This is a genomic window from Streptomyces altiplanensis (genome assembly GCF_053591575.1).
The window spans coordinates 14,284-38,580 of record NZ_JBSFUB010000072.1; the positions used below are offsets into that span (position 1 = coordinate 14,284).

Genomic DNA, 24,297 nt, shown 5'->3' on the forward strand with positions numbered 1-24,297 from the left:
GAACATTTTTGGGCGCGGCGGTGTTCCGCCGTGTCCGTCACGGCGTCACGGCGTCACGGCGCCAACAGGGTCACGGCGTCAGCGGTTTGGCGAAGCAGCGGCTGTCCGGGTAGTCGCGGAAGTGGCCGAACTTCTCGGTCGGGGCGTAACCGCTGGACGTGTAGAGGGCGATGGCCTCCGGCTGTGCGGTGCCGGTCTCCAGGACCATCCGCGTGCGGCCGGCCGCGCGGGCGTCGTCCTCCAGGGCGGCGAGGATGCGGCGGGCCAGGCCGAGGCCGCGGCAGTCGGGGATCACGTACATGCGCTTGAGTTCGGCGTCGCCGTCCGCGTAGCCCTCGCCGTTCTCGTCCTGGGCGCGCCAGCCGCCGCTGGCGACGGGGCGGTCCCGGTCGTCGTACGCGAGGAGGTAGAGGCCGCGCGGCGGCTCGAACATGGTGGGGTCGAGGGGCGTCGTGTCGCCCTCGCCGTCGTAGCGCTCGATGTACTCCTGCTGCACCTCGGCTTCGAGCTTGACGGCGTCGGGGTGGTCGTACGGGCGCGTCTGGATATTCATGCGGGGTATCGTACTTCTATGCAGGTTCGGCGCCGGGAGATTTTCCATCTCTGTATTGTGCCGGGGTGCTCACTGTGACCTCTGTGAATGTAAACGGCCTGCGCGCCGCCGCCAAGAAGGGCTTCGTGCCGTGGCTGGCCGAGACCTCCGCCGATGTGATCTGCCTCCAGGAGGTACGGGCCGAACCGCAGCAGCTCCCGGACGAGGTGCGCGAGCCCGAGGGCTGGCACGTCGTGCACGCCCCGGCCGCCGCGAAGGGGCGGGCGGGCGTCTCTCTCTACACGCGGCGGGAGCCGGAGCGGGTGCGGGTCGGATTCGGCAGCGCCGAGTTCGACGGGAGCGGGCGGTACGTCGAGGCGGACCTGCCCGGTGTCACGGTCGCCAGTCTGTACCTGCCCTCCGGTGAGGTCGGTACGGAGCGGCAGGACGAGAAGGTGCGGTTCATGGACGAGTTCCTGCCGTACCTGAAGGGGCTGAAGGAGCGCGCGGCGGCGGACGGGCGCGAGGTGCTGGTGTGCGGCGACTGGAACATCGCCCACCAGGAGGCCGACCTCAAGAACTGGAAGGCGAACCGGAAGTCCTCCGGGTTCCTGCCGGAGGAGCGGGCCTGGCTGACGCGGGTGTTCGACGAGGCGGCGTACGTCGACGTGGTGCGGGCGCTGCATCCGGACCAGGAGGGCCCGTACACGTGGTGGTCCTACCGCGGGAAGGCTTTCGACAACGACTCGGGATGGCGCATCGACTACGCGGTGGCGACGCCGGGGCTGGCCGCGCGGGCGGTCAAGGCGTACGTCGAGCGGGCGGCCAGTTACGACCTGCGCTGGTCGGACCACGCGCCGGTGACGGCGGTCTTCGGGCAGTGAGCCGCGGCCCGGCCGGACCGGCCGGGCCGGTCGGCTCAGAGGTCCTTCTCGGCCCTGATCAGGCGGTCCAGGGCCATCGAGAGCTCCGCCTCGACCACGCTCTTGGCGAGCGGGCGCAGACGTTCCAGGGGCGCGGCGAGACCGTTCCCCGGTGCGTCGCCGTCCGGTGCGTCGTCGGTCAGGTGGGAGCGGACCATGGCCGTGAAAATCTCCGCCATCGCCGTCGCGTGCTCCCGCACCTCCTTGCCCGCCCGGAGCACGGCCGCCAGCGGTACGCCCTCGCGCACCAGGGCCGCCGACACGTCCAGCAGGCGGCGGCTGATGTGCACGATCTCCTCGCCGTCGACGGCGAGATAGCCGAGGTCGAGCGCCGCGGCGAGGTTCTCCGGGGTGACCTCGCCCGCGAAGTGGTCGGCGAGGTCCTCGGGGGAGAGCCGGACCGGGGTCTCCTCGGTCCAGCTGGCGGGGGCGGCGTCCTCGCCGCGGCCGAAGAGTTCGCCGACGTCGCGGCCGCTCTCGAAGGCGGTGGTGAGGTCCGCGATGCCGTTCAGGGTGTGGCCGCGCGCCAGCAGGGCGGCGATGGTGCGCAGCCGGGCCAGGTGGCGGTCGTCGTACCAGGCGATACGGCCCTCGCGGCGCGGCGGCGGCAGCAGCTTGCGCTCGCGGTAGAAGCGCAGGGTGCGCACGGTGATGCCGGCCTCCCTGGCCAGCTCCTCCACGCGGTACTCACGGGCTCCTGCGGCTCTTTCCACGGGGGAAGCCTATGCCGCTACCGCCGGTACCCGCGGTCGGTGCGTGCTGATGTCACTTCCCCCGGTGCTTCCTCGCGCACCCCCTCCGCGACTTCCTCGTGTCCGACCCCTACCCATGAGTACGCGGCTGCTCTACTCTCCCAATCGTGCCAGTGATTGCTGGCAGAGTCGTGGGACCGCGGGAGGCGTCGGCATGGCCGAGCACGAGCACGTACGAGTGGCGGTGATCGGATCCGGATTCGGCGGCCTGGGCGCCGCGGTCCGGCTGCGCCGCGAGGGGATCACCGACTTCGTCGTCCTGGAGCGCGCCGGCGCGGTGGGCGGCACCTGGCGGGACAACAGTTATCCGGGCTGTGCGTGCGACGTGCCCTCCCATCTGTACTCGTTCTCCTTCGCGCCCCACCCCGACTGGCCGCGCACGTTCTCCGGGCAGGAGCACATCAGGGCGTACCTGGAGCACGTCACCGACACCTTCGGGGTGCGGCCGCACATCCGGCTGGACCACGAAGTGAGGATGATGCGCTGGGACGGCGACGAGCTGCGCTGGGAGATCGAGACCGCGCAGGGCACGATCACCGCCGACGTGGTGGTGTCCGCGACCGGGCCGCTGTCGGACCCGAAGATTCCGGACGTGCCGGGACTCGACGGCTTCCCCGGCAAGGTCTTCCACTCGGCGCGGTGGGACCACGGTTACGACCTGCGCGGCAAGCGCGTGGCGATGATCGGGACGGGCGCTTCCGCGATCCAGATCGTGCCGTCGATCCAGCCCGACGTCGCGAAGCTGACGCTCTTCCAGCGCACACCGCCGTGGGTGATGCCGCGGATGGACCGGGCGATCACCGGGCCCGAGCGGTGGCTGCACCGGCAGCTGCCGTTCACCGGGAAGGCGCGGCGCGGACTGCTCTTCGGGATACGGGAGTTGCAGGTCGCCGCGTTCACCAAGCACCCCAGGCAGCTCGGCGTCGTCGAGTCGCTCGCCAAGGCCAACATGGCCAAGGCCATCAAGGACCCGGCGCTGCGGGCCAAGCTGACACCGTCGTACCGGATCGGCTGCAAGCGCATCCTGCTGTCGAGTTCGTACTATCCGGCGCTCGCGAAGCGGAACGTGGATGTCGTCGCCTCGGGGCTGCGGGAGGTGCGCGGGTCCACGGTCGTGGCGGCCGACGGGACGGAGGCCGAAGTCGACGCGATCATCTTCGGCACGGGCTTCCGCGTCACCGACATGCCGATCGCCGAGCGGGTGGTGGGCGCGGACGGCATCACGCTCGCCGAGGCGTGGAAGGACGGGATGGAGTCGCTGCGCGGCGCGACGGCGGCCGGGTTCCCGAACTGGATGACGATCATCGGGCCGAACACCGGGCTCGGGAACAGCTCGATGATCCTGATGATCGAGTCGCAGCTGAACTACATGGCCGACTATCTGCGGCAGTTGACGGACCTGGGCGGCAGGGCGGCGCTGGGCGCGCGGGCCTCGGCAGTGCACGCGTGGAACCGGCGGGTGCAGGACCGGATGAAGCGGACCGTGTGGAACACGGGCGGCTGCGACAGCTGGTACCTGGACGCGAACGGCCGCAACACCACCATCTGGCCGGGGACGCCGAGCGAGTTCCGGCGCGCGACGAGGGAAGTGAACATGGTGGAGTACGAGGTGATACGGGCGCGGACATCGGCCGGATCAGGTGCCGGATCCGGCGCCGGCGCCGGTGCCGCGGAGGCGGTCGCATGAGCCGGCTGACGCGGGCCGCAGGCGAGCCGCTCGTCCCCTCGCGCGAGCTGACCGCCGTCTCCGCCGACGGATCGCGGCTGCACGTGGAGGTGTACGGGCCCGAGGGCGCCCCCGCGCTCGTCCTGGCGCACGGCTGGACCTGCTCGACGCTCTTCTGGTCGGCGCAGATACGCGCACTCACCGGCGCCGGTGAGTGCCGGGTCGTGGTCTACGACCAGCGGGGACACGGGCGTTCCCCCGCCGTCGGGCCGGGCGGCTACAGCACGGACGCCCTCGCCGACGACCTCGAAGCGGTGCTCGCCACCGTCCTCGCGCCGGGCGAGCGGGCCGTACTGGCCGGGCACTCCATGGGCGGCATGACGATGATGGCCGCCGCCGGACGGCCCGGGTTCCGCGAGCACGCGGCCGCCGTTCTGCTGTGCAGCACGGGCAGTTCGCGGCTGGTCGCCGAGTCGCTCGTACTGCCCATGCGGGCCGGCCGGCTGCGGACGCGGATGACGCGCGCGGTGCTGGGGGCGCGTGCGCCGCTGGGGCCCGTCACGGCGCTGTCGAAGGCGATCCTCAGGTACGGGACGATGGGGCCCGGGACCTCGCCGGAGCGGGTGGCGGAGTGCGCCCGCATCGTGCACGCCTGCCCGCGGGCCTCGCGCGTGGCCTGGTCGCACGTGCTCGGCGAGCTCGATCTCGTGGCGGGCATACGGGAACTGGACGTGCCCACCGCTGTCATCGCGGGGACCGCCGACCGGCTGACGCCGCCCGTGCACGCCCGCGAGATCGTGGCCGCGCTGCCGCATCCGCTGGGACTCACCGAGCTGGCCGGCGTCGGGCACATGACGCCGGTGGAGGCACCGGAGGCCGTCACGGCGAAACTCCGCGAACTGGTGACCGCGTACGTCACCCCCACCGTCCGCGACGAGGAGAAGGAGCAGACCGTATGAGCGGCAGGCGGAACCTGGAGGGGCAGGTCGCGGTCGTCACGGGCGCGGCGCGGGGCGTCGGCGAGCTGCTGGCCCGCAAGCTGTCGGCGCGCGGCGCGAAGGTGGCGCTGGTCGGCCTGGAGCCGGACGAGCTGAAGCAGGTGGCGGGGCGGCTGCACTCCGACGCGGACTGGTGGCACGCCGATGTCACCGACCACGAGGCGATGGCGCGGGTCGCGCGGGAGGTCAAGGAGCGGTTCGGGAAGGTCGACATCGTCGTGGCCAACGCGGGGGTAGCTTCCGGGGGTCCGTTCGTGGACTCGGATCCGGTCGCCTGGCGGCGGGTCGTCGAGGTCAACCTGATCGGCGGGGCGGTGACGGGGCGGGCGTTCCTGCCGGTGCTCCTGGAGAGCCGGGGGTACTTCCTCCAGATCGCGTCGCTGGCCGCGATCACGCCGGCGCCGATGATGACGGCGTACTGCGCGTCGAAGTCGGGCGTCGAGGCGTTCGCGCACGCGTTGCGGGCCGAGGTCGGGTACCGGGGGGTGCGGGTCGGGGTCGGGTACCTGTCGTGGACCGACACGGACATGGTGCGGGGCGCGGACGAGGACGATGTGATGCGGGAGTTGCGGCAGCGGCTGCCGTGGCCCTCGAACCGGACGTACCCGCTCGGTCCGGCGGTCGACCGGATCGTCGCGGGCATCGAGCGGCGTTCGTCGCACGTGTACGCGCAGTGGTGGCTGCGGGGGATGCAGTCCGTGCGCGGGTACCTGCCGACGCTCATCGGGGTGGTGGGGCAGCGGGAGATGAAGCGGTTCGAGCCTCGGCTGGCGGGGGTGGGGAAGGGACTCGTGGGGGCGGGGGGAGAGGCGGACGAGAAGGCGCGTGAGGAGGGTACGGAACGCGCGCCGAGTACACAGCGTTAATGATCGAAATGCGCTGAATGTCCGGTCGTGTCAGTCTGGTCGAGGCCCAAGGGGGCCGACACGCCCCACTTCCCCTCACACCCCTCTAGGAGTGAACTTCATGGGCATCGCAGACCAGTTCAAGGACAAGGCGCAGGAACTCGCCGAGCAGGCCAAGCAGGCCAAGCAGGGTTCGCGCGGCACGAAGGGCGAGGCGTCGGAGCATGTCCGGCGGGCCCGGGAGGACCGGAGCCAGGTCTTGGGCCGGGACCGGGACATGGTCAGGGACCGGGACATGGACCGGGAGACGGACCGGGACCTGGACCGGGAGATGCTCGATGAGCGGGACGAGGGCCAGGAGCGGCTCCGGTCTTGACGCGGGCGGCGGCTGACGCGGCGCACCCCGTCGCTCCGCCCCGCCGTACGAAGGGCGCACCCGGTCCCACCGGGTGCGCCCTTCCGCGTGGCCGGAGCCGGCGGGGCAGGGCCAGCGGGACCGGCGGGGCGGGGCCAGGAGGGTGTCTCCGGGCCCCGCCCCGCCTGGCCCCGCCCCGCCGGCCTCCCCGTCACGGAGTCGCGCGCGGCGGGAGGGGAGGGCGGGTCCTGTCGGGGACGTTCGAGTACGTCGGAGGGGCCGACGCCGGCCGCGCCGCCAGCAGGTCCAGCGCCACCCGGACCGCGTCGTCCAGCTGGGCGTAGCGTCCCTCCGCCCAGTCGAGGGGGGTGCGCAGGGCCTCGATGTCCGGCTCCACGCCGTGGTTCTCCACCGACCATCCGTACGCGTCGAACCACGCCGCGTTCATCGGCACCGTGATCACCGTGCCGTCGCCCAGCGTGTGGCGGCCGGTCATGCCCACCACCCCGCCCCAGGTGCGCTGGCCCACCACCGGCCCCAGGCCCAGCAGTTTGAACGCCGCCGTGATCATGTCGCCGTCCGAGGACGTCGCCTCGTCGGCCAGGGCGACCACCGGGCCCCGGGGCGCGTTGGAGGCGTACGAGACCGGCTCCGCGTCGCGCGTCAGGTCCCAGCCGACGATGGTGCGGGTGAGCTTCTCCACCACCAGTTCGCTGATGTTCCCGCCCGCGTTGCCCCGTACGTCGACGATCAGCGCGGGCAGGGAGACCTCCCTGCGCAGGTCGCGGTTGAACTGGGCCCAGCCGGAGCCGCCCATGTCGGGGATGTGCAGGTAGCCGCACTTCCCGCCGCTCAGCCTCCGCACCACCTCCCGGCGTTTGGCCACCCAGTCCTGGTAGCGGAGGGGGCGCTCGTCGACCAGGGGGACGATCGCGACCCTGCGGGCCGCCCCCTCCCCCTCCGCCGGCTGGAACGTCAGCTCGACCGTCGTCCCCCCGGCCGCCGCGAGGAGGGGGTACGGGCCCGACACCGGATCCACCGGCCGGCCGTCCACGTGGGTGAGGACCGCGCCCTCCCGGATGCCCGTGCCGGCCAGCGGCGAGCGCGCCTTGGAGTCGGACGACTCGCCGGGGAGGATCCGCCGGACCAGCCACTTGCCGTCCCGGCACACGAAGTTGGCGCCGAGCAGCCCCATCGCGCGCTGGTAGTGCGGCGGTCCCTCGTTGCGGCGCGCGGCGGCGACGTACGCGTGCGAGGTGCCCAGCTCGCCCAGGACCTCGCGGAGCAGGTCCGCGAACTCGTCCGGGGTGGCGACCCGTTCCAGCAGGGGGCGGTACTGGTCGAGGACCGCGTCCCAGTCGATGCCGCACATGCCCGGTTCCCAGAAGTACGCCCGGACGATGCGGCCCGCCTCCGCGTACGCCTGCCGCCACTGCGCCCCCGGGTCGACCTGGTGCATGATGCGGCGCATGTCCAGGTAGACCGTCGAGTCGCTGTCGCCGGTCTCGGTGGCGGGGACGGCGCGCAGTTCGCCCTCGTCCATGACCACCAGGCGCGATCCGTCGCCGCTCACCGCGAACCAGTCGAGGTCGTTCACGAGCTCGGTCTTGCGCGCCTTGGTGAGGTTGAAGTGTTCGAGGGTGGGGCGGCCCGACATGTCGGCCGGGTTGGCGAACGTCTCGCCGAGCGCTCCCGAGATCGGCCAGCGCAGCCACACCAGGCCGCCGCCGGAGACCGCGTGCAGCCCCGAGTACTTGGACGCGGACACGGGGAAGGGCGTCACCCGGTTCGGCAGGCCCTCGACCTCCACCAGGACCGTCGTGCCGTCGGTGCTCTCGCCCTCCCCGCCGTCCGCCAGGTCCAGCCCGCCGGCCGCCGGACGGCCTTCCGCGGACATCGCGAAGGGGGACGGCGTCGCGGAGGAGAGCGGGGCCAGGTAGGGGCGGCAGCCCAGGGGGAAGGAGAGGTCTCCGGTGTGGACGTCGTACACCGGGTCGAAGCCGCGCCAGGAGAGGAAGGCGAGGTAGCGGCCGTCGCTCGTGAAGACCGGGTTCTCGTCCTCGAAGCGGCCGTCGGTGACGTCGACGATCTGCCGGGTCTCGATCTTCGCGATCTTGATCTGGCGCAGGGAGCGGCCGATGCCGGGGTGCGACCAGGTCAGCCAGGCCCCGTCGGGGGAGAAGGCGAGGTCGCGGACCGGGCCGTTGAGGGAGCGGGTCAGTTCGGTGACCTCGCCGTCCGCGTCCTTCGCGGTCTCTGCGTCCCCTGCGTCCTCTGCGGTCTCTGCGCCCTCTGCGGTCTCCATGGTGTCGACCAGCAGGAGCCGGCCGTCGTGCGAGGCGATCGCGATGCGTTCGCCCTCCGGGTCCGACACCAGTTCGTGCACGCGTCCGAGCCTGCCGGACGCGAGGCGGCGCGGCGCGCGGTCGCCGCTGGCGCGCGGCAGGTACGCGATCTCGATCGCGTCCTCGCCCTCGGCGTCCGTGACGTACGCGACCTTGCCGCCGCCGCCGAGCATTTGGGGCAGGCGGGCCCGTACGCCCGGGGTGTCCGTGATGGTGCGGGCCGGGCCGTCGCGGTGGGTGAGCCAGTACAGGCTGCCGCGGACGACGACGGCGCTGGCGCGGCCGGTCGTGTCGACGGACAGGCCGTCGATGTTGCTGGCGGCCGGGACGTGGTGGGGGCGCCGGCCGGCGCGGGGACCGCCGAGACGGACGTCCAGGCGGCGCGGCGTCGCGCCGGGGGACAGGTCGTCCACCAGCCACAGGTCGCCCGCGCACTGGTAGACGACGCGGGTGCCGTCGCTGGAGGCGTTCCGTGCGTAGAACGCGTCGTGGTCGGTGTGGCGGCGCAGGTCGGTGCCGTCGTACGCGCAGGAGTAGAGGTTGCCCACGCCCTCGTGGTCGGAGAGGAACGCGACGCGTCCGTTCACGAACATGGGGCAGTTGAGGTGGCCGCCGATGCCGGGGAGCAGCCGCTCGCCGTGCAGCCACAGGCGGCCGGTCGCGCCGCCCCGGTAGCGCTTCCACGCGGCGGGCTCGTGCGGGGGCTTGCCGGTGAGCAGGAGCGTACGGCGCTCGCCGTCGATGTCCGCGACCGCGATGTCGGAGACCGGGCCCCAGGGCAGCTGGGCGCCGGGGCTGCCGTCGGTGGGGAGGGTGTAGGCCCACGAGTAGTGGGAGAAGGGCTGGCCGTGGGAGGCGACGGCCAGGATGTGCGGGGGGCTGTCGGGTGTCTCGGGTGTCCAGCCGCAGACGCGGGTGTCGAGCGAGCCCCAGTAGCTGAGCCTGCGGGCGGGCCGGCCGCCGTCCACGGGCAGGAGGTGGACCTCGGGGTCGAGGCTGCGCCAGGTCGTGAACGCGATGTGGCGGCCGTCGGGGGAGAAGCGGGGGTGGGAGACCTTGGTGCGGTCGACGGTGAGGCGCCAGGCCCGGTCCGGCTGCTTTCCGGGGGGCGCGACCGGGGCCAGCCAGAGGTCGTCCTCCGCCGCGAAGCAGAGGAGGTCGCCGTGCAGGTGCGGGAAGCGCAGGTACGGGTGGGTGCCGTCGGCGGGGGCGTCGTCGCCCCGGGGCGGCCGGGTCGCGGGGGCCCCGGGGTCGGTGCCGCGCCGGGGCGTCGTCTCCTCGGGCGCCGGACGTCCGGATACGGGTTTCTCTTCGGACTCGTCGCGTTCGACGCCCTGTGGCGAGCGCCCCGGCACGTCCCCCTCCGCCGCCGCGGCGGGCGAGGGCGCGGTCGGCGCGTCCCGCGCGGGAGCGGCCGGAGAGATGCCCGTGGTGCCCAGGGGCTCGGGGGCTGTGGTCTCTTGCGGGCCGACGGACCCGGGTTCGTCGCTCACCCCCCAATGCTTTCCGCCCGGAGGGGGCGCGGCAACTTGTGGCGCGGAACACCACCGAAACGGTTTCGTTTCGATGGGTGCGGGCGTACCTTTGAGGTGTACGAAACCGTTTCGTTCAGGAGAGGGGTGGAGGATGGCGCGCACACGGCTCACGGCCGAGCGTGAGGGTGAGCTGTACGGAGCCGTGCTCGACCTGCTCCGTGAAGTCGGCTACGACGCCCTGACCATGGATGCCGTCGCGTCCCGCACCCGGTCCAGCAAGGCCACCCTCTACCGACAGTGGGGGAGCAAGCCGGAGCTGGTCGCCAGGGCGTTGCGCCACTGCAAGCCGGTCAGTACCGCCGACGTCGACACCGGCACGCTGCGCGGGGACTTCCATGCCCTGGTGCGGCGCTCCGACGACTGCCAGCTGGAGAAGGACTCCGCGCTGATGCGGGGTCTCGCCCAGGCCGTGCACCAGAACCCCGACCTCCACCAGGCACTTCGGGAGCTGCTCGTCGCCCCCGAACTCACCGGGCTCGACGGCTTGCTGCGGCGGGCCGTGGACCGGGGCGAGATCCCCGCCGGGACGCCCGCCCTGCGGTACGTCCCGCACATGCTCCTGGGCGCCTTCGTCGCCCGGGAGCTCATCGAGGACCGGTCGCCCGACCGGGCCTTCCTCGCCGACTACGTCGATGCCGTGGTGCTGCCCGCGCTGGGTGTCGCCTGACGGCCGCAGTACCCCGGCGGCGCCGTGGGGTCCCCACCCCGGCGTCCGCCCCGGAGAAACGCTCCACCTGACGCGCACCGCTCTTGTCGTCGGGCTGGTTCCCCCTGCCCTGCTCGTCCCAACGACCTGACCGGGAGTACGCCCTCGTGGCCACATTCCTTTACACACTGGGCCGGTTCGCCTTCCGCCGCCGCCCTTTCGTCGCCCTCGCCTGGATCGCGCTGCTGGTGCTCGCCGGCGTCGGCGCCGCCTCCGCGTCCACCGCCACCTCCAGCTCCTTCTCCATACCGGGGACCGAGGCCCAGAAGGCATTCGACCTGCTCGACCAGCGCTTCCCCGGTGCCGCCGCGGACGGTGCCACCGCCCGCGTGGTGTTCAAGGCTCCCGAAGGGGAGCGGATGACCGACGCCGGACACCGGAGCGAGGTGGAGAAGGTCGTCCAGGAGCTCAAGTCCGGTGCCGGTGCCGAGCAGATCGCCTCGGTCGTCGACCCGTACGCGGGCAAGGCCGTGAGCCGTGACGGTACGACGGCGTACACCCAGGTCTCGTACAAGGTCAGCGGCATGGAACTGACCGAGGAGGCCAGGGAGGCGCTGGTCGAGGCGGGCGACGAGGCGCGGGCGACCGGGCTGACCGTCGAGATCGGCGGCGACGCGCTCCAGGCCGTGCCCGAGACCGGCTCGGGCGAGATCATCGGCGTCGCGGTCGCCGCGATCGTCCTCGTCATCACCTTCGGGTCGCTGGTGGCCGCCGGGCTGCCGCTGCTCACCGCGCTCATCGGCGTGGGCATCGGGGTCTCCACGATCGCCGCGCTCGCGAACGTCCTCGATCTCGGCTCCACGACGTCGACGCTCGCGATGATGATCGGGCTCGCCGTCGGCATCGACTACGCGCTGTTCATCGTCTCCCGCTACCGGGCCGAGCTGGCCGAGGGGCGTGAGCCGGAGGACGCGGCCGGGCGGGCCGTCGGAACCGCCGGGTCCGCCGTCGTGTTCGCCGGGCTGACCGTCGTGATCGCGCTCGTGGGACTCGCCGTCGTCAACATCCCGATGCTGACGAAGATGGGCTTCGCCGCGGCCGGCACGGTCGTGATCGCCGTTCTCGTCGCGCTCACGCTGGTCCCCGCGCTGCTCGGGTTCGCGGGCAAGAAGGTCTTCGGGCGCAGGGCGCGCAAGCGCCAGGACCGGGGCACCGGGGCGGACAAGTCCAACATGGGTACGCGCTGGGCCCGTTTCGTACTGCGCCGCCCGATCGCCGTCCTGATCACCGCCGTGGTCGGGCTCGGTGTGGTCGCCGTGCCCGCCGCCTCGCTGGAGATGGGGCTGCCCGACGACGGTTCGCAGCCGGTCAGCACTACTCAGCGCAAGGCGTACGACCTCCTCTCGGACGGGTTCGGGCCCGGCTTCAACGGACCGCTGATGGTCGTGGTCGACGTCGAGGGGGCCGAGCGGCCCAAGGACGCGGTCGACCGGGTCACCGGCATCGTGAAGGACATGGACGGCGTCGCCGCCACCGTGCCCGGGCAGCTGAACAAGGCCGGCGACACGGCGGTCGTCACCGTCGTCCCGAAGGACCGGCCCAGCTCCGGGGCGACCGAGGAACTGGTGCACTCGATCCGCGACGCGGGCCCGGGCATCACGTCCGACACCGGCGCCGAGGTCCTGGTGACCGGCTCCACGGCCATGAACATCGACTTCTCACAGAAGATGAACGACGCGCTGCTGCCGTACCTCGCGCTCGTCGTCGGCCTCGCGTTCCTGCTGCTGATGCTGGTGTTCCGCTCGGTCCTCGTCCCGCTCAAGGCGGCGCTCGGGTTCCTGCTGTCCGTGGTGGCGGCGCTCGGCGCGGTGGTCGCGGTCTTCCAGTGGGGCTGGCTGGCGGATGTGATGGGTGTCGAGCAGACCGGCCCCGTGATGTCGATGATGCCGATCTTCATGGTGGGCGTCGTCTTCGGTCTCGCCATGGACTACGAGGTCTTCCTCGTCACGCGCATGCGGGAGGCGTACGTCCACGGGGAGCGGCCGGGACAGGCGGTCGTCACCGGCTTCCAGCACGGCGCGCGGGTCGTCACCGCCGCGGCCGTGATCATGATCGCCGTCTTCGCCGGGTTCATCGGGTCGAGTGAGTCGATGGTCAAGATGATCGGCTTCGGGCTGGCGATCGCCGTCTTCTTCGATGCCTTCGTCGTACGGATGGCCATCGTGCCCGCCGTGCTGGCGCTGCTCGGCGAGAAGGCGTGGTGGCTGCCGCGCTGGCTCGACAGGGCGCTGCCGAACGTGGACGTCGAGGGCGAGCAGCTGCGCAAGGAGCTGGGCGACGACACCCCCCGGGACGAGCGCGAGCTGGTGCGTGCCTAGGCGCTGAGAAGCTCCGGGGCCGCCTCTCGAGCGGAGGGCGGCCCCGGTCGCGCACCGGCTCGTGGGGACGGGACCCGGTGCGGCGGTGAGGCCCCCCGGCCGGAAGGCCGGGGGGCCTCACCGTTTCTCAGCGGGCGGCTTCGGGGGCCGCGGGAGCGGGCTCCTCGACCGCGTGCGTACGTTCCAGGAAGCGGCGCAGCGGCGCCCTGTCGAACTGGATCACCGCCGTGCCCTGCGGCGAACGCAGTTCCATCACGGCCTGCACCCGGCCGCACGGCCAGACCCGGACGTCGCCGTTCTCGGTCTCGGCCGGACGGTTCAGACCCGCCTCCAGGAGGGCGCGGTCGAAGACCCATTCGTTCGCGGCTCCGTCGGGCGAGACGTCCGGCGGGAAGACCAGGCGCACCGCGCGCGGGTTCTTCCCCGGGTCGTAGCGCAGGGCGACGGGGACGGCGTGACGCTGGGGGCCGTCGGTGATGAGGCAGGCCCGTGCGTGGCCCTCGATTGCTGGGTGCATCGGGCTACTCCTCAAACTCGCGGCTTTTGTCCCTTAATATCCCATATTCTGCGGTGCGGCCAGGCTCCACTTGTGACCCGTTTGCTCTTGCGACCTCTTTGCAGGAGGGCACTATCATCGAACGGTTAACCACCCCGCAGGAAGCGGAGCCTCCCCATGCATGTCCCCGACGGATTCATCAGCACACCTGTTTCGGCTGTGGCGGGCGTCGCAGCCGTGGCCGCTGTCGCCGTCAGCCTGCGAGGAGCGCGCCGCGAACTCGGGGAAGAGCGGGCGGCCCCGCTCGCGGGACTCGTCGCCGCGTTCGTCTTCGCCGTACAGATGCTGAACTTCCCGGTCGCGGCCGGCACCAGCGGTCACCTGCTCGGCGGTGCGCTCGCCGCGATACTGGTCGGTCCGTTCACGGGAGTGCTCTGCATCTCGGTCGTCCTGCTGATGCAGGGCGTCCTCTTCGCGGACGGCGGCCTCACCGCGCTCGGCGTGAACATCACCGTCATGGGCGTGGTCACGGTCGTCGTCGCGTACGCGCTCTTCCGCGGCCTCGTGAAGATCCTGCCGCGCGGGCGCCGCTCGGTCACCGCCTCCGCGTTCGTCGCCGCCCTGGTGTCCGTGCCCGCCGCGGCCGCCGCCTTCACGCTGATCTACGCCGTCGGCGGCACGACGGACGTGCCGATCGGCAAGGTGCTGACCGCCATGGTCGGCGTCCACGTCCTCATCGGCATCGGCGAGGCCGCGATCACCGCACTGACCGTGGGCGCCGTCATCGCCGTACGCCCCGACCTGGTGCACGGCGCGCGCGGGCTCGCCGCCCCGCTCAAGCTGCTGGTGGACGGCAAGCTGGTGGACGCGGCTCCCGCCGGGACCCCCGCTCCCGCCGCCGCCCGCTCCACCCGCAAGGTCTGGGGCGCGGGGCTGGCCGCCGCGTTCGTCCTCGCCGGGTTCGTGTCGTTCTACGCCTCCGCCAGCCCGGACGGCCTGGAGAAGGTCGCCGCCGACCAGGGCATCGACAAGAACGTCGAGGAGCACGCCGCCGCCGGTTCCCCGCTCGCCGACTACACCGTCGAGAGCATCGGCGACGGCCGTCTCTCCGGCGGCCTCGCGGGCGTCGTCGGTGTCGGCGTGACCGTCGCCGTCGGCAGCGGCGTCTTCTGGACGGTGCGGCGCCGGCGCGGACAGCAGCGGCAGCCGGCGGCCGGGGCCACGGCGGCGCGTACAGGGGAAAAGGAAACCGCCTGACATGGGCGCGGGTCACGCCCACCAGCTCTACCGGCACGGGCACACCGCCGTGCACGCCCTGCCGCCGCACTGCAAGCTCGTCGCCGTCCTCTGCTTCGTGCTCGTCGTCGTGTCCACGCCGCGCGAGGCGATGTGGGCGTTCGGCGGGTACGCCGTGCTGCTCGGCGCGGTCGCGTACGCCGCCCGCGTCCCGGCCGGTTACCTGCTCAAGCGGCTCCTCGTCGAAGTGCCCTTCGTCGCCTTCGCCGTCCTGCTGCCCTTCGTGGCCGAGGGGGCGCGGGTGGAGGTGCTCGGCATGCCGCTGAGCGTCCCGGGCCTGTGGGGCGCCTGGAACGTCCTCGCCAAGGGGACGCTCGGCGTCGCCGCCTCCGTGCTGCTCGCCTCCACCACGGAACTGCGCTCCCTGGTGCTCGGACTCCAGCGGCTGAGGCTGCCGCCGATGCTGGTCCAGATCGCGTCGTTCATGATCCGTTACGGCGATGTGATCACGGACGAGATGCGAAGGATGTCGGTCGCGCGGCGCTCGCGCGGATTCGAGGCGCGGGGCGTGCGGCACTGGGGCGTCCTGGGCAAGACGGCGGGCGCGCTCTTCATCCGCTCGTACGAGAGGGGCGAACGCGTGCACCTGGCCATGGTCAGCAGGGGGTACACGGGCACCATGCCGGTGATCGACGAGGTGACCGCGACGCGGGCGCAGTGGTCGTACGCGGCCGCGCTCCCGGTGTCCGCGCTGGCGGTCTGTCTGCTGGGATGGACCCTGTGACCGACACGACGATGTCCCTCGAGGTCAGCGGCCTCGCCTACGCCTACCCCGACGGCCACCAGGCCCTCTTCGGCGTCGACCTGTCCGTCGCGCGTGGCGAGCGCGTCGCACTGCTCGGGCCCAACGGTGCGGGCAAGACCACGCTCGTCCTGCACCTCAACGGCATCCTCACGGCCGGCGCGGGTTCGGTGACGGTGGCCGGGCTGCCCGTCGCCAAGCGGCACCTCGCCGAGATCCGGCGCCGCGTCGGCATCGTCTTCCAGGACCCCGACGACCAGCTCTTCATGCCGACCGTCCGCGAGGACGTGGCCTTCGGCCCGGCGGCGGCGGGCCTGCGCGGCGCGGAGCTGGAGGCGTGCGTGAGGGCGGCGCTGGAGCGGGTCGGCATGGCGGAGTACGCCGACCGGCCGCCGCACCACCTGTCGTTCGGGCAGCGGCGCCGGGTGGCTGTCGCGACCGTACTGGCGATGGAGCCGGAGATCCTGGTGCTGGACGAGCCGTCGTCCAACCTGGACCCGGCCTCGCGGCGCGAACTGGCGGACATCCTGCGGGGTCTGGACACCACGGTGCTGATGGTCACGCACGACCTGCCGTACGCCCTTGAGCTGTGCCCGCGCTCGGTGATCCTCAGCGGGGGCGTGATCGTGGCGGACGGGCGGACGCAGGAGCTGCTGTCGGACGACGCGGTGATGCGGGCGCACCGGCTGGAGCTGCCGTTCGGGTTCGACCCGGGGTCGGTGCGGGTGGAGGCGTAGGCAACAGACCCCGCACGGCGGCACCCAGACCCCCCGCCACCCGGTCCAGCAGGGCCGTTGCACCATGGGGGACATGAGCGCGAGCGCAGCAGTGGATGCACGGGGCACGGTGGCGGCCGGATTCGAACCGGTCAGGGACGCGTTCGTGCGCAACTTCGGGCAACGGGGCGAGCGAGGAGCCGCCGTCGCCGTCTACCGGGACGGCCGCAAGGTCGTCGACCTGTGGGCGGGGACGCGCGACGTGGACGGCACCGAACCGTGGGCCGTGGACACCGCCCAGGTCGTGCGGTCCGCGACCAAGGGCGTGGCCGCCGCCGTGCCGCTGCTGCTGCACCAGCGCGGGCAGATCGACCTGGACGCGCCGGTCGGCACGTACTGGCCGGAGTTCAAGGCCAACGGCAAGGAACGGGTCCTCGTCCGGCACCTGCTGTCCCACCGGGCGGGCATACCCGCGCTCGACCGCCCGCTGACGCCCGCCGAGGCGATCGACGGTGTCTCCGGGCCGCGCGCCGTCGCCGCCCAGGCGCCCGCCTGGGAGCCCGGAACCGACCACGGCTACCACGCGCAGACGTACAGCTGGCTGATCGGCGAGCTCGTGAAGCGGGTGACGGGGCGGACCGTCGGGCGGTGGATCGCCGAGGAGATCGCCCGCCCGCTGGGGCTCGACTTCTGGATCGGGCTGCCGGCGGACGAGGCGCACCGGGTGGGCCGGGCCGGGCCGGTCGAGGCGCCGCCGCTGGACGGCGGGGCGCTGCGGATGCGGCCCAAGCGGAGCGTGACCGAGGCGTACGCGGATCCCGCGTCGCTCACCCGGCGCGCGTTCGACGCGATCGACCCGCGCGAGGACCTGAACGACCCGGCGTTCCGGGCCGCCGAACTCCCCGGCTCGGGCGGGATATCCACCGCGCGGGCGCTGGCGCGGTGCTACGCCGCGATGATCGGTCCGGTCGACGGGCACCGCCTGTTCGCCCCGGCGACGCTCACGCTCGCGCGCACCGAGGAATCGGCCGGTCCGGACCGGGTCCTGATCGTCAACACCCGCTTCGGGCTGGGCTTCATGCTGCACGGCTCCGGCGCGCCGCTCCTCGCGCCCGGCTCGTTCGGCCACCCGGGCCGGGGCGGCTCGCTCGGTTTCGCCGATCCGGAGTCCGGGATCGCCTTCGGATACGTGACCAACGGCCACCAGAAGGGAGTCACCTCCGACCCGCGCGCGCAGGCCCTGGTCAGGGCGGTGCGGTCCGCCGTGTGACCGGCCGGGCCCCCGGAGGCCGTCCGGTGGGGAGCAGCGGGCCGACGCCGGGAGCAGCAGGCCCGCCGCGACGGCAGGCGTCGCCCGGTCCGCTCGCGCACGTCCACCGGCGCGCCGCCCGCCCGGCCTTCCCCGCGCCCGGTCCGCGCCGTACGGGCCCCACGCCGGCCCACGGCGAACCGCCTCTGTCCGGACGCCGGGCGCGCAGGGCTTCGGCGAACCGGGGTGGGCCCGGTTCGCCGGCGTGCTCACGGCCCGTATCCCAGCGGTGGTCGTACGGGCCGTGCGAGCCGGTTCCGCGGCCCTCCGCGGCCCTCCGAGCGGTCCTCCGTCAGCCCGCCCGCAGCACGGCCGCCACCAGCGGGCCCGCCGCGTCGCCGCCGTGGCCGCCCGATTCGACGGACGCCGCCGCCGCCACGTCGTCGCTGAAGCCGGCGAACCAGCTGTTGGACTTGCCCTGCCCGTCGACCTCCGCCGAACCGGTCTTGGCGCCCTTGTCACCGCCGACCGAGGCCATCGCCTCCGTGCCCGTGCCCCAGGACGCCGTCGCCGTCTGCCGCATCATGCCGAGCAGCTGGCTGTGCACGGAGGGCGACAGGGAGCGGGTCGCGGTCGCCAGCTGCCGGCCGTCGAGCGACTGCGGCACGATGACCGGCTGCTTGAACGTGCCGGCCTTGGCGGTGGCGGTGACCGACGCCATGTTGAGGGCGTTCATCTCGATCGCGCCCTGCCCGATGTACTGCGCCGCCGCCTCGCCGCCGGTGACCTCGGGCACCGTGCCGTCGGCGGTGGTGATGCCGGTCTGCCAGTTGTCGAGGCCGAGACCGAAGACCTCACGCGCGGTCCTGGGCAGCGCCGCGTCGTCCTTGGTGTCGTCGATCAGCTTGATGAAAGCGGTGTTGCAGGAGCGGGCGAAGCTGGTGGCGAAGGTGGAGTCGGGGATCTCGAAGTTGTCCAGGTTGTGGAAGCTCCGGCCCTGGTACAGCACGGTCTGCGGGCACTCCGCCTTGCGGTCCGCCCCGGTCAGGCCCTTCTCCAGCAGCATCGCCGCCGTCACGATCTTCATCGTGGAACCGGGCGCCTGCTTGCCGAGGGCCGCCGCGTTGTAGCCGTCGGCGCGGTTGTTGGCGATCGCCAGGATCTCGCCCGTGCTGGGCTTGACCGCCGCGACCGACGCCTCGCTGTGCTGCTTCACCGCCGTCTCGGCCGCCGCCTGCACGTCCGCGTCCAGCGTCGTGGGGAGCTCGCCGGGCTTGCCCTTGGCGAGGGTGAGCACGGTCCGGGCGGGCGACTCGCTGCCCGGGCTCCCGACGGTCAGCTCGACGCCCGGCGTGCCGCCCGCCTGCTCGCCGTACTTCGCACGCAGCGCGTCCAGGACCGGACCGAGCGACGGGTACTTCTCCTTCGTCAGCTCGGTGCCGTTGCGGTCGACCGCCCGGATGGGCGGGGCCGGGGACTCGCCCGCGCTCAGCGTCTCGCCGTCCTTCAGATCGGGGTGGAGGACGGACGAATCCCAGTCGACCAGGGCCTTGCCCGAGGTCTGCCCGCGTACGACGGTCAGCTCCGACGCGTACGAGAAGCTCTTGCTCTTCCCCTTGTACGTCACCGTGGCGTCGGCGGTGAACGGCACCGTCGTCCCGGCCGCCGTGCCCGGCGTCAGCTTCACCTCGCTGATGTGCGCCTCGTCGCGGTAGGCGGACAGCGCGGGCTGCGCGGCGGCGGCGTTGTCGGTCAGCTCACCGGCCGCGCGGGCGTCGCCCTTCGCCCAGGCGGCGAGGAAGTCCTTCGTGGTCCGCTCGACCTCGTCCGCGCCCGGCGGCCCGGTCCTCTTCGGCGCCGAGGCGGTCGTGAGGTCCGTACCGTCGCCGGTCCCGCCGCTCACCACGGAGTAGGCGCCGTAGCCCACACCCCCGGCCGCGACCAGGAACACCCCGCCGACTATGGCGACCTTCGCTCCACTGCGCATGCTGTGCAGTCCCCTCCCCAGGAGTCCCCACCTGAACTGAACATGTTCAAGAAGTGCTCTACCGCACTGTACGGGACGCCAGTGACGCCGGAGGTGGCCGTTACAGGACCGGGACGAACGGCCGGACGGCCCGGGAACACCTGTGCCCAGGCCCGGCTCGGACCCGGCTCGGACCCGGCTCGGACCCGGCTCAGACCCAGGTGTCGAGCCACATCCGGTTGCGCCACTCCTCTATCGGGATGGTCCGGCCGGTGTAGATGGGCCAGAAGTAGATGAAGTTCCAGATGATGAGGAGCACGAGCACGCCCGCGCCGACCGCCCCCACCGTGCGCCGCCGCTCGTCCGAACCCGGCGGCCCCAGCATCGCGCCGATCATCATCGCCACCGCCAGGCACAGGAACGGCACGAAGACGACGGCGTAGAAGAGGAAGATCGTGCGCTCCTGGTAGAAGAACCAGGGCACCCAGCCCGCCGCGACGCCGCACGCGATCGCCCCCGCGCGCCAGTCGCGCCGGAACGCCCACCGCCACAGCACGTACAGCACCGCGAAGCACGCCGCCCACCACAGCAGCGGGGTGCCGAGCGCCAGCACCTCCTGGGCGCAGTCGCCGGTCGCGGTCGCCGGGCAGCCCCGCTCGCCGGGCTTCGGCGACTCGTAGAAGTACGAGACGGGGCGGCCCAGGACGATCCAGCTCCAGGGGTTCGACTGGTAGGTGTGACCCGAGGTCAGGCCGATGTGGAAGTTGTAGACCTCGGTCTCGTAGTGCCACAGGCTGCGCAGCCAGTCGGGCAGCCAGGTCCAGTTGCCGCCCCTGCCGTCGCCCTGGGCCCAGTTCCGGTAGTAGCCCCCCTTGGTGACGATCCAGCCCGTCCAGGAGACGAGGTACGTCACGAAGGTGACCACGACCGTCGCCGCGAAGGCGGGCACCACGTCCCGCCGCAGGACCGCCGCGTACGGACGGAACGCGCCCGCCGTCCGCCGCGCGCCCACGTCCCACACCACCGTCATCAGGCCGAACGCCGCCAGGATGTACAGGCCGTTCCACTTGGTGCCGAGCGCCAGGCCCAGGCACACACCGGCCGCGATCCGCCACGGCCGCCACCCGAACCGCAGCCCCTGTGCGACACCGGCGTCCGGGCGCAGCACGTCCTCCTCGGCGTCGTACGGCAGCGCCGCCGCGAGCCGGCGCCGGGCCCGGTCGCGGTCGATCAGCAGACAGCCGAACGCGGCCAGCACGAAGAACATCAGCACCTGGTCGAGCAGCGCCGTGCGGCTCATCACGAAGTGCAGGCCGTCGACCGCGAGCAGTGCGCCCGCCAGACACCCCAGGAACGTCGAGCGGAAGAGCCGGCGTCCGATCCGGCAGAGCATCAGGACCGACAGCGTGCCCAGTACGCACACCATGAAGCGCCAGCCGAAGGGCGTGAACCCGAAGAGCTGCTCGCCGATCCCGATGACCCACTTGCCGACCGGCGGATGCACCACGTAGCCGGGATCGTCCGGGACCGGGACCGCCGACGGGTCGGCGAGGATCTTCTTGTCGATGTCCTTGGGCCACTGGCCCTCGTACCCCTGGTGGATGAGCGCCCAGGCGTCCTTGGCGTAGTACGTCTCGTCGAATATCACCGCCTTGGGGCTGCCCAGGTGCCAGAACCGCAGCAGCCCGGCGACGAGCGCGACCAGCAGCGGCCCGCCCCACGCGGCCCACCGCACCAGGTGCCCCGCGAGTACGGGCGGCACCCCGAGCACCCGCCAGACCTGGGCGCCGGGCCTGCTGTACGGCGGCACGAGCCGCATCCGCAGCCCGATGTGGCGGCCGGGCGCGGGCACGTAGCCGAATCGGCGCAGCCGCCGCTGCCACGGAGGCGGCTGTTCCCCGGGGGCCCGGCCCTGCTGGGCTTCTGACGCGGTACTGGTCACCGCGCCATCGTAGGGAACACATCTGTGCGCGTCGTCCGTGCGCCCTGGGAGGATGGTCCTTGTGACTGGAACGACTGGAACGACCGGAACGCTCGTCCTCGCGGGGACTCCCATCGGCGACGTGGCCGACGCGCCGCCCCGCCTCGCCGCCGAACTGGCGGCGGCCGACGTCGTGGCCGCCGAGGACACCCGCCGGCTGCGCCGCCTGACGCAGGCGCTCGGCGTGCAGACGACGGGGCGTGTCGTGTCGTACTTCGAGGGCAACGAGTCCGCCCGTACGCCCGAACTCGTCGAGGCGCTGGAAGACGGCAAGCGGGTCCTGCTGGTCACCGACGCGGGCATGCCGTCGGTCTCCGACCCCGGCTACCGGCTGGTCGCCGCGGCCGTCGAGAAGGACATCAGGGTCACGGCCGTGCCGGGCCCGTCGGCCGTACTGACCGCCCTGGCCCTGTCCGGCCTGCCCGTCGACCGCTTCTGCTTCGAGGGCTTCCTGCCGCGCAAGGCGGGCGAGCGCCTCGGCAAGCTGCGGGAGGTGGCGGCGGAGAAGCGCACGATGGTGTTCTTCGAGGCGCCGCACCGCCTCGACGACACGCTCGCCGCGATGGCCGAGGTCTTCGGCGCCGAGCGCAGGGCCGCCGTGTGCCGCGAGCTGACCAAGACGTACGAGGAAGTGAAGCGCGGCCCGCTGAAGACGCTCGCCGCATGGGCGGCCGAAGGGGTACGGGGAGAGATCACCGTCGTGGTGGAGGGCGCCCCCGACACCGGACCGCAGGATCTGGACCCGGCGGAACTGGTGCGCAGGGTGCAGGTGCGCGAGGAGGCGGGGGAGCGGCGCAAGGAGGCGATCGCGGCGGTCGCCGCCGAGGCGGGCCTGCCCAAACGCGACGTGTTCGATGCCGTCGTCGCGGCAAAGAACGCGGCACGGACGGGCTCCGCGGACGGCAAAGGACTATCGTGAAAAGTTAAAGCGCAAGCCGCGCACCGGGCCTTTTTCCATGGAAGGGCCAAGACCGCTCCATGTCTCGACAGGCCCCGATGCGCTCCCGCCGAAACAGGCGTCCACTGGACCAGTGGAAAGGAGCTGGCATGAGCGAGATCGCAGACACCGCCGGCGCGGGAACCACCGTTCACGAGGCCTACGCCTTCGCCTGCATGAGGTGCGGCCACGGGTGGGAGCAGTCGTTCGAAATACATCACCACGTCGACGGCAGGGGCCACGCGTTCGTGACCTACACGGCTGACGGCGAGCGAGTTCCCTCGCCGCTGTCCCGCCCCACCTGCCTGAACTGCGGCGGACACGTCGTGCGCATCATGAAGGCCGGCCAGGTCTCCTCGATCAGGGAAATGCTGCGGGCCGCCGTGGTGGACGCCCCCGTGGGCGGACCGGTGGTGGGAATGCCGGGACCGGCACCGGCTCACGACGACGCCCCGGGCCCGGTGCGGGTGAAGCGCCACCGGCACCTGTCGGATCTGCTGCACCCCTTCCACCACCGGAAGTAGGAGGCCGCACCCGAAGGAGGAGGCCGCCGCACCGCGGGCTCGGCGCGCGGTTTTCGTACGATCGTGACCATGAGCCCCAAGGAAGCACTTCCGCCGCTGCCCGAGCCTCTCCGGGGAGAGGTCGCCGATTCGCACACCCACCTGGACATGCAGGACGGCACGGTCGAGGAGGCCCTGGAGAAGGCCGCCTCGGTCGGTGTCACGACCGTCGTCCAGGTGGGCTGCGACGTGAAGGGCTCGCGCTGGGCGGCCGAGACGGCGGCCGCCCACGAGAACGTCCACGCCGCCGTGGCCCTGCACCCCAACGAAGCCCCGCGCATCGTCCTGGGAGACCCCGACGGCTGGTCGCGGCAGGGCGCGCGGACCGCGGGCGGGGACGAGGCCCTCGACGACGCGCTCACCGAGATCGACCGGCTGGCGTCCCTGCCGTACGTACGGGGTGTCGGCGAGACCGGTCTCGACTACTTCCGCACGGGCCCCGAGGGCATGGCCGCCCAGGAGCGGTCCTTCCGCGCCCACATCGAGATCGCCAAGCGGCGCGGCAAGGCGCTCGTCATCCACGACCGCGAGGCGCACGAGGACGTGCTGCGCGTCCTGGAGGAGGAGGGCGCCCCCGAACGCACCGTCTTCCACTGCTACTCCGGCGACGCCGCGATGGCCGAAGTCTGCGCCCGCAAGGGCTACTTCATGTCCTTCGCGGGGAACATGACCTTCAAGAACGCCCAGCCCCTGCGGGACGCGCTCGCCGTCGCGCCGCTGGAACTGGTGCTCGTCGAGACGGACGCGCCGTTCCTGACCCCCGCGCCCTACCGCGGACGGCCCAACGCCCCCTACCTGATTCCGGTCACCGTGCGCGCCATGGCGGCGGTCAAGGGGATCGAGGAGGACGTCCTGACCGCGGCGCTCGCCGCGAACACGGCCCGCGCGTTCGACTACTGACAGCGACCGCCACGACTCTCCGTAGCCGTATTGCCTTGGAGAGTGACCACGGCTCCGCTAGTGTCCCGGCCCGCAGCGTCATCGGGGCGGACCGGACTTCTGGAGCGTCGTGGGCAATTCGCAGGGCAGTCACCGGGCGGTGCGCGGCAGCGGCCGCCGCACGGCGGAGTACGGCGCGCCGCCGGCACCGTCGTACGGGCTCCGGGAGGTGCGGCTGCCCCGCCAGTTCCCGGGCGCGGCAGCCACGCCCGCCGCACCCGCCGCACCCGCCCCGCCGGTGACGCCCGGCGTGCCCGGCGGCGGGAGCGGCAGGGCGGATGCCCGGCGCGCGGCCAAGCCAGAGCGTGCCGCCAGCCGGATCCAGCAGATCGAGAGCCAGGCCTTCGACGTGGTGGTGACCGTCGCCCGCCACGCGCTTCCCGCCGAGATCGAAGCCGGCGCCGGGATCGAGACCGTCGCAACGTCTGAGAACGTGC

The 24,297-nt window shown here is 72.6% G+C and carries 20 protein-coding genes and 1 pseudogene; 15 read left to right on the forward strand and 6 right to left on the reverse strand.

Features of this window, described 5'->3' with window-relative positions; translation table 11 throughout:
- Nucleotides 1-70: 70 nt before the first annotated feature.
- Complete coding sequence (locus ACWD0Y_RS26330; RefSeq protein WP_450262803.1) at nucleotides 71-553, reverse strand: GNAT family N-acetyltransferase; 483 nt, start codon at nucleotides 551-553, stop codon at nucleotides 71-73.
- Between the two features lie 65 nt (nucleotides 554-618).
- Between ACWD0Y_RS26330 and ACWD0Y_RS26335 the strand changes: the two genes are divergently transcribed.
- Nucleotides 619-1,416 carry an exodeoxyribonuclease III gene (locus ACWD0Y_RS26335; protein WP_450262804.1) on the forward strand — a complete coding sequence of 266 codons (798 nt, stop codon included), beginning with the start codon at nucleotides 619-621 and terminating at the stop codon, nucleotides 1,414-1,416.
- 35 nt (nucleotides 1,417-1,451) lie between these two features.
- Here ACWD0Y_RS26335 and ACWD0Y_RS26340 read toward each other — a convergent pair whose 3' ends face one another.
- Nucleotides 1,452-2,168 (reverse strand): MerR family transcriptional regulator, encoded by a 717-nt coding sequence (locus ACWD0Y_RS26340; RefSeq protein ID WP_450262805.1) that lies wholly within the window; start codon nucleotides 2,166-2,168, stop codon nucleotides 1,452-1,454.
- 193 nt (nucleotides 2,169-2,361) lie between these two features.
- Here ACWD0Y_RS26340 and ACWD0Y_RS26345 point away from each other — a divergent pair, with 193 nt between their 5' ends.
- From ACWD0Y_RS26345 to ACWD0Y_RS26360, 4 genes are all read left to right on the forward strand, one after another.
- Entirely contained in the window at nucleotides 2,362-3,894 is a 1,533-nt protein-coding gene (locus tag ACWD0Y_RS26345; protein ID WP_450262806.1) for a flavin-containing monooxygenase, read from the forward strand.
- Entirely contained in the window at nucleotides 3,891-4,832 is a 942-nt protein-coding gene (locus ACWD0Y_RS26350; RefSeq protein WP_450262807.1) for an alpha/beta fold hydrolase, read from the forward strand. The genes ACWD0Y_RS26345 and ACWD0Y_RS26350 overlap by 4 nt, the downstream gene beginning before the upstream one ends.
- Nucleotides 4,829-5,737, forward strand: a complete 909-nt coding sequence (locus tag ACWD0Y_RS26355; RefSeq protein WP_450262808.1) for an SDR family oxidoreductase — start codon at nucleotides 4,829-4,831, stop codon at nucleotides 5,735-5,737. Before ACWD0Y_RS26350 ends, ACWD0Y_RS26355 begins: the two co-directional genes overlap by 4 nt.
- A gap of 100 nt (nucleotides 5,738-5,837) precedes the next feature.
- Nucleotides 5,838-6,092: a hypothetical protein gene (locus ACWD0Y_RS26360; protein WP_450262809.1), complete on the forward strand. Its 255-nt coding sequence runs from the start codon at nucleotides 5,838-5,840 to the stop codon at nucleotides 6,090-6,092.
- A 190-nt stretch (nucleotides 6,093-6,282) separates the two neighbouring features.
- On the opposite strand, the gene ACWD0Y_RS26365 is transcribed toward ACWD0Y_RS26360, so the two are convergent.
- Nucleotides 6,283-9,600, reverse strand: coding sequence for a S41 family peptidase (locus ACWD0Y_RS26365; RefSeq protein WP_450262822.1), 3,318 nt, complete (start codon nucleotides 9,598-9,600; stop codon nucleotides 6,283-6,285).
- 442 nt (nucleotides 9,601-10,042) lie between these two features.
- On the opposite strand from ACWD0Y_RS26365, the gene ACWD0Y_RS26370 reads away from it, so the two are divergent.
- Nucleotides 10,043-10,618 (forward strand): TetR/AcrR family transcriptional regulator, encoded by a 576-nt coding sequence (locus tag ACWD0Y_RS26370; RefSeq protein ID WP_450262810.1) that lies wholly within the window; start codon nucleotides 10,043-10,045, stop codon nucleotides 10,616-10,618.
- A 146-nt stretch (nucleotides 10,619-10,764) separates the two neighbouring features.
- Complete coding sequence (locus ACWD0Y_RS26375) at nucleotides 10,765-12,975, forward strand: MMPL family transporter (protein WP_450262811.1); 2,211 nt, start codon at nucleotides 10,765-10,767, stop codon at nucleotides 12,973-12,975.
- A gap of 127 nt (nucleotides 12,976-13,102) precedes the next feature.
- On the opposite strand, the gene ACWD0Y_RS26380 is transcribed toward ACWD0Y_RS26375, so the two are convergent.
- The gene (locus tag ACWD0Y_RS26380) at nucleotides 13,103-13,492 is read right to left on the reverse strand and encodes an SsgA family sporulation/cell division regulator (protein WP_450262812.1); all 390 of its coding nucleotides are present in this window, start codon (nucleotides 13,490-13,492) and stop codon (nucleotides 13,103-13,105) included.
- Nucleotides 13,493-13,648: 156 nt separating this feature from the next.
- On the opposite strand from ACWD0Y_RS26380, the gene ACWD0Y_RS26385 reads away from it, so the two are divergent.
- From ACWD0Y_RS26385 to ACWD0Y_RS26400, 4 genes are all read left to right on the forward strand, one after another.
- The gene (locus tag ACWD0Y_RS26385) at nucleotides 13,649-14,728 is read left to right on the forward strand and encodes an energy-coupling factor ABC transporter permease (protein ID WP_450262813.1); all 1,080 of its coding nucleotides are present in this window, start codon (nucleotides 13,649-13,651) and stop codon (nucleotides 14,726-14,728) included.
- Nucleotide 14,729: 1 nt separating this feature from the next.
- Nucleotides 14,730-15,491 carry a cobalt ECF transporter T component CbiQ gene (cbiQ, locus tag ACWD0Y_RS26390; protein ID WP_450262814.1) on the forward strand — a complete coding sequence of 254 codons (762 nt, stop codon included), beginning with the start codon at nucleotides 14,730-14,732 and terminating at the stop codon, nucleotides 15,489-15,491.
- Complete coding sequence (locus tag ACWD0Y_RS26395) at nucleotides 15,479-16,246, forward strand: energy-coupling factor ABC transporter ATP-binding protein (RefSeq protein ID WP_450262815.1); 768 nt, start codon at nucleotides 15,479-15,481, stop codon at nucleotides 16,244-16,246. Before cbiQ ends, ACWD0Y_RS26395 begins: the two co-directional genes overlap by 13 nt.
- A gap of 91 nt (nucleotides 16,247-16,337) precedes the next feature.
- Complete coding sequence (locus ACWD0Y_RS26400; protein ID WP_450262823.1) at nucleotides 16,338-17,495, forward strand: serine hydrolase domain-containing protein; 1,158 nt, start codon at nucleotides 16,338-16,340, stop codon at nucleotides 17,493-17,495.
- Between the two features lie 331 nt (nucleotides 17,496-17,826).
- Here the strand turns inward: ACWD0Y_RS26400 and ACWD0Y_RS26405 are convergent, their stop codons facing one another.
- Both ACWD0Y_RS26405 and ACWD0Y_RS26410 read right to left on the reverse strand, forming a co-directional pair.
- Nucleotides 17,827-19,461: a penicillin-binding transpeptidase domain-containing protein gene (locus ACWD0Y_RS26405; protein WP_450262816.1), complete on the reverse strand. Its 1,635-nt coding sequence runs from the start codon at nucleotides 19,459-19,461 to the stop codon at nucleotides 17,827-17,829.
- A gap of 190 nt (nucleotides 19,462-19,651) precedes the next feature.
- Nucleotides 19,652-21,382, reverse strand: a complete 1,731-nt coding sequence (locus ACWD0Y_RS26410) for a dolichyl-phosphate-mannose--protein mannosyltransferase (protein WP_450262817.1) — start codon at nucleotides 21,380-21,382, stop codon at nucleotides 19,652-19,654.
- Between the two features lie 61 nt (nucleotides 21,383-21,443).
- Between ACWD0Y_RS26410 and rsmI the strand changes: the two genes are divergently transcribed.
- The 4 genes and pseudogenes from rsmI to ACWD0Y_RS26430 all read left to right on the forward strand — a co-directional run.
- On the forward strand, nucleotides 21,444-22,340 hold the full coding sequence (gene rsmI / locus ACWD0Y_RS26415) for a 16S rRNA (cytidine(1402)-2'-O)-methyltransferase (RefSeq protein ID WP_450262818.1): 897 nt from the start codon (nucleotides 21,444-21,446) through the stop codon (nucleotides 22,338-22,340).
- Between the two features lie 128 nt (nucleotides 22,341-22,468).
- On the forward strand, nucleotides 22,469-22,882 hold the full coding sequence (locus tag ACWD0Y_RS26420; RefSeq protein WP_450262819.1) for a hypothetical protein: 414 nt from the start codon (nucleotides 22,469-22,471) through the stop codon (nucleotides 22,880-22,882).
- Between the two features lie 69 nt (nucleotides 22,883-22,951).
- Nucleotides 22,952-23,821 carry a TatD family hydrolase gene (locus tag ACWD0Y_RS26425; protein ID WP_450262820.1) on the forward strand — a complete coding sequence of 290 codons (870 nt, stop codon included), beginning with the start codon at nucleotides 22,952-22,954 and terminating at the stop codon, nucleotides 23,819-23,821.
- A gap of 109 nt (nucleotides 23,822-23,930) precedes the next feature.
- A pseudogene (locus ACWD0Y_RS26430) lies at nucleotides 23,931-24,297 on the forward strand (hypothetical protein); the annotation flags it as partial.

Coding starts and splice junctions, on each gene's coding strand:
- ACWD0Y_RS26330 (WP_450262803.1), bottom strand. CDS start 553: ATGAATATCCAGACGCGCCCGTACGACCACCCCGACGCCGTCAAGCTC.
- ACWD0Y_RS26345 (WP_450262806.1), top strand. CDS start 2,362: ATGGCCGAGCACGAGCACGTACGAGTGGCGGTGATCGGATCCGGATTC.
- ACWD0Y_RS26350 (WP_450262807.1), top strand. CDS start 3,891: ATGAGCCGGCTGACGCGGGCCGCAGGCGAGCCGCTCGTCCCCTCGCGC.
- ACWD0Y_RS26355 (WP_450262808.1), top strand. CDS start 4,829: ATGAGCGGCAGGCGGAACCTGGAGGGGCAGGTCGCGGTCGTCACGGGC.
- ACWD0Y_RS26360 (WP_450262809.1), top strand. CDS start 5,838: ATGGGCATCGCAGACCAGTTCAAGGACAAGGCGCAGGAACTCGCCGAG.
- ACWD0Y_RS26370 (WP_450262810.1), top strand. CDS start 10,043: ATGGCGCGCACACGGCTCACGGCCGAGCGTGAGGGTGAGCTGTACGGA.
- ACWD0Y_RS26380 (WP_450262812.1), bottom strand. CDS start 13,492: ATGCACCCAGCAATCGAGGGCCACGCACGGGCCTGCCTCATCACCGAC.
- ACWD0Y_RS26385 (WP_450262813.1), top strand. CDS start 13,649: ATGCATGTCCCCGACGGATTCATCAGCACACCTGTTTCGGCTGTGGCG.
- cbiQ (WP_450262814.1), top strand. CDS start 14,730: ATGGGCGCGGGTCACGCCCACCAGCTCTACCGGCACGGGCACACCGCC.
- ACWD0Y_RS26395 (WP_450262815.1), top strand. CDS start 15,479: ATGGACCCTGTGACCGACACGACGATGTCCCTCGAGGTCAGCGGCCTC.
- ACWD0Y_RS26405 (WP_450262816.1), bottom strand. CDS start 19,461: ATGCGCAGTGGAGCGAAGGTCGCCATAGTCGGCGGGGTGTTCCTGGTC.
- ACWD0Y_RS26420 (WP_450262819.1), top strand. CDS start 22,469: ATGAGCGAGATCGCAGACACCGCCGGCGCGGGAACCACCGTTCACGAG.
- ACWD0Y_RS26425 (WP_450262820.1), top strand. CDS start 22,952: ATGAGCCCCAAGGAAGCACTTCCGCCGCTGCCCGAGCCTCTCCGGGGA.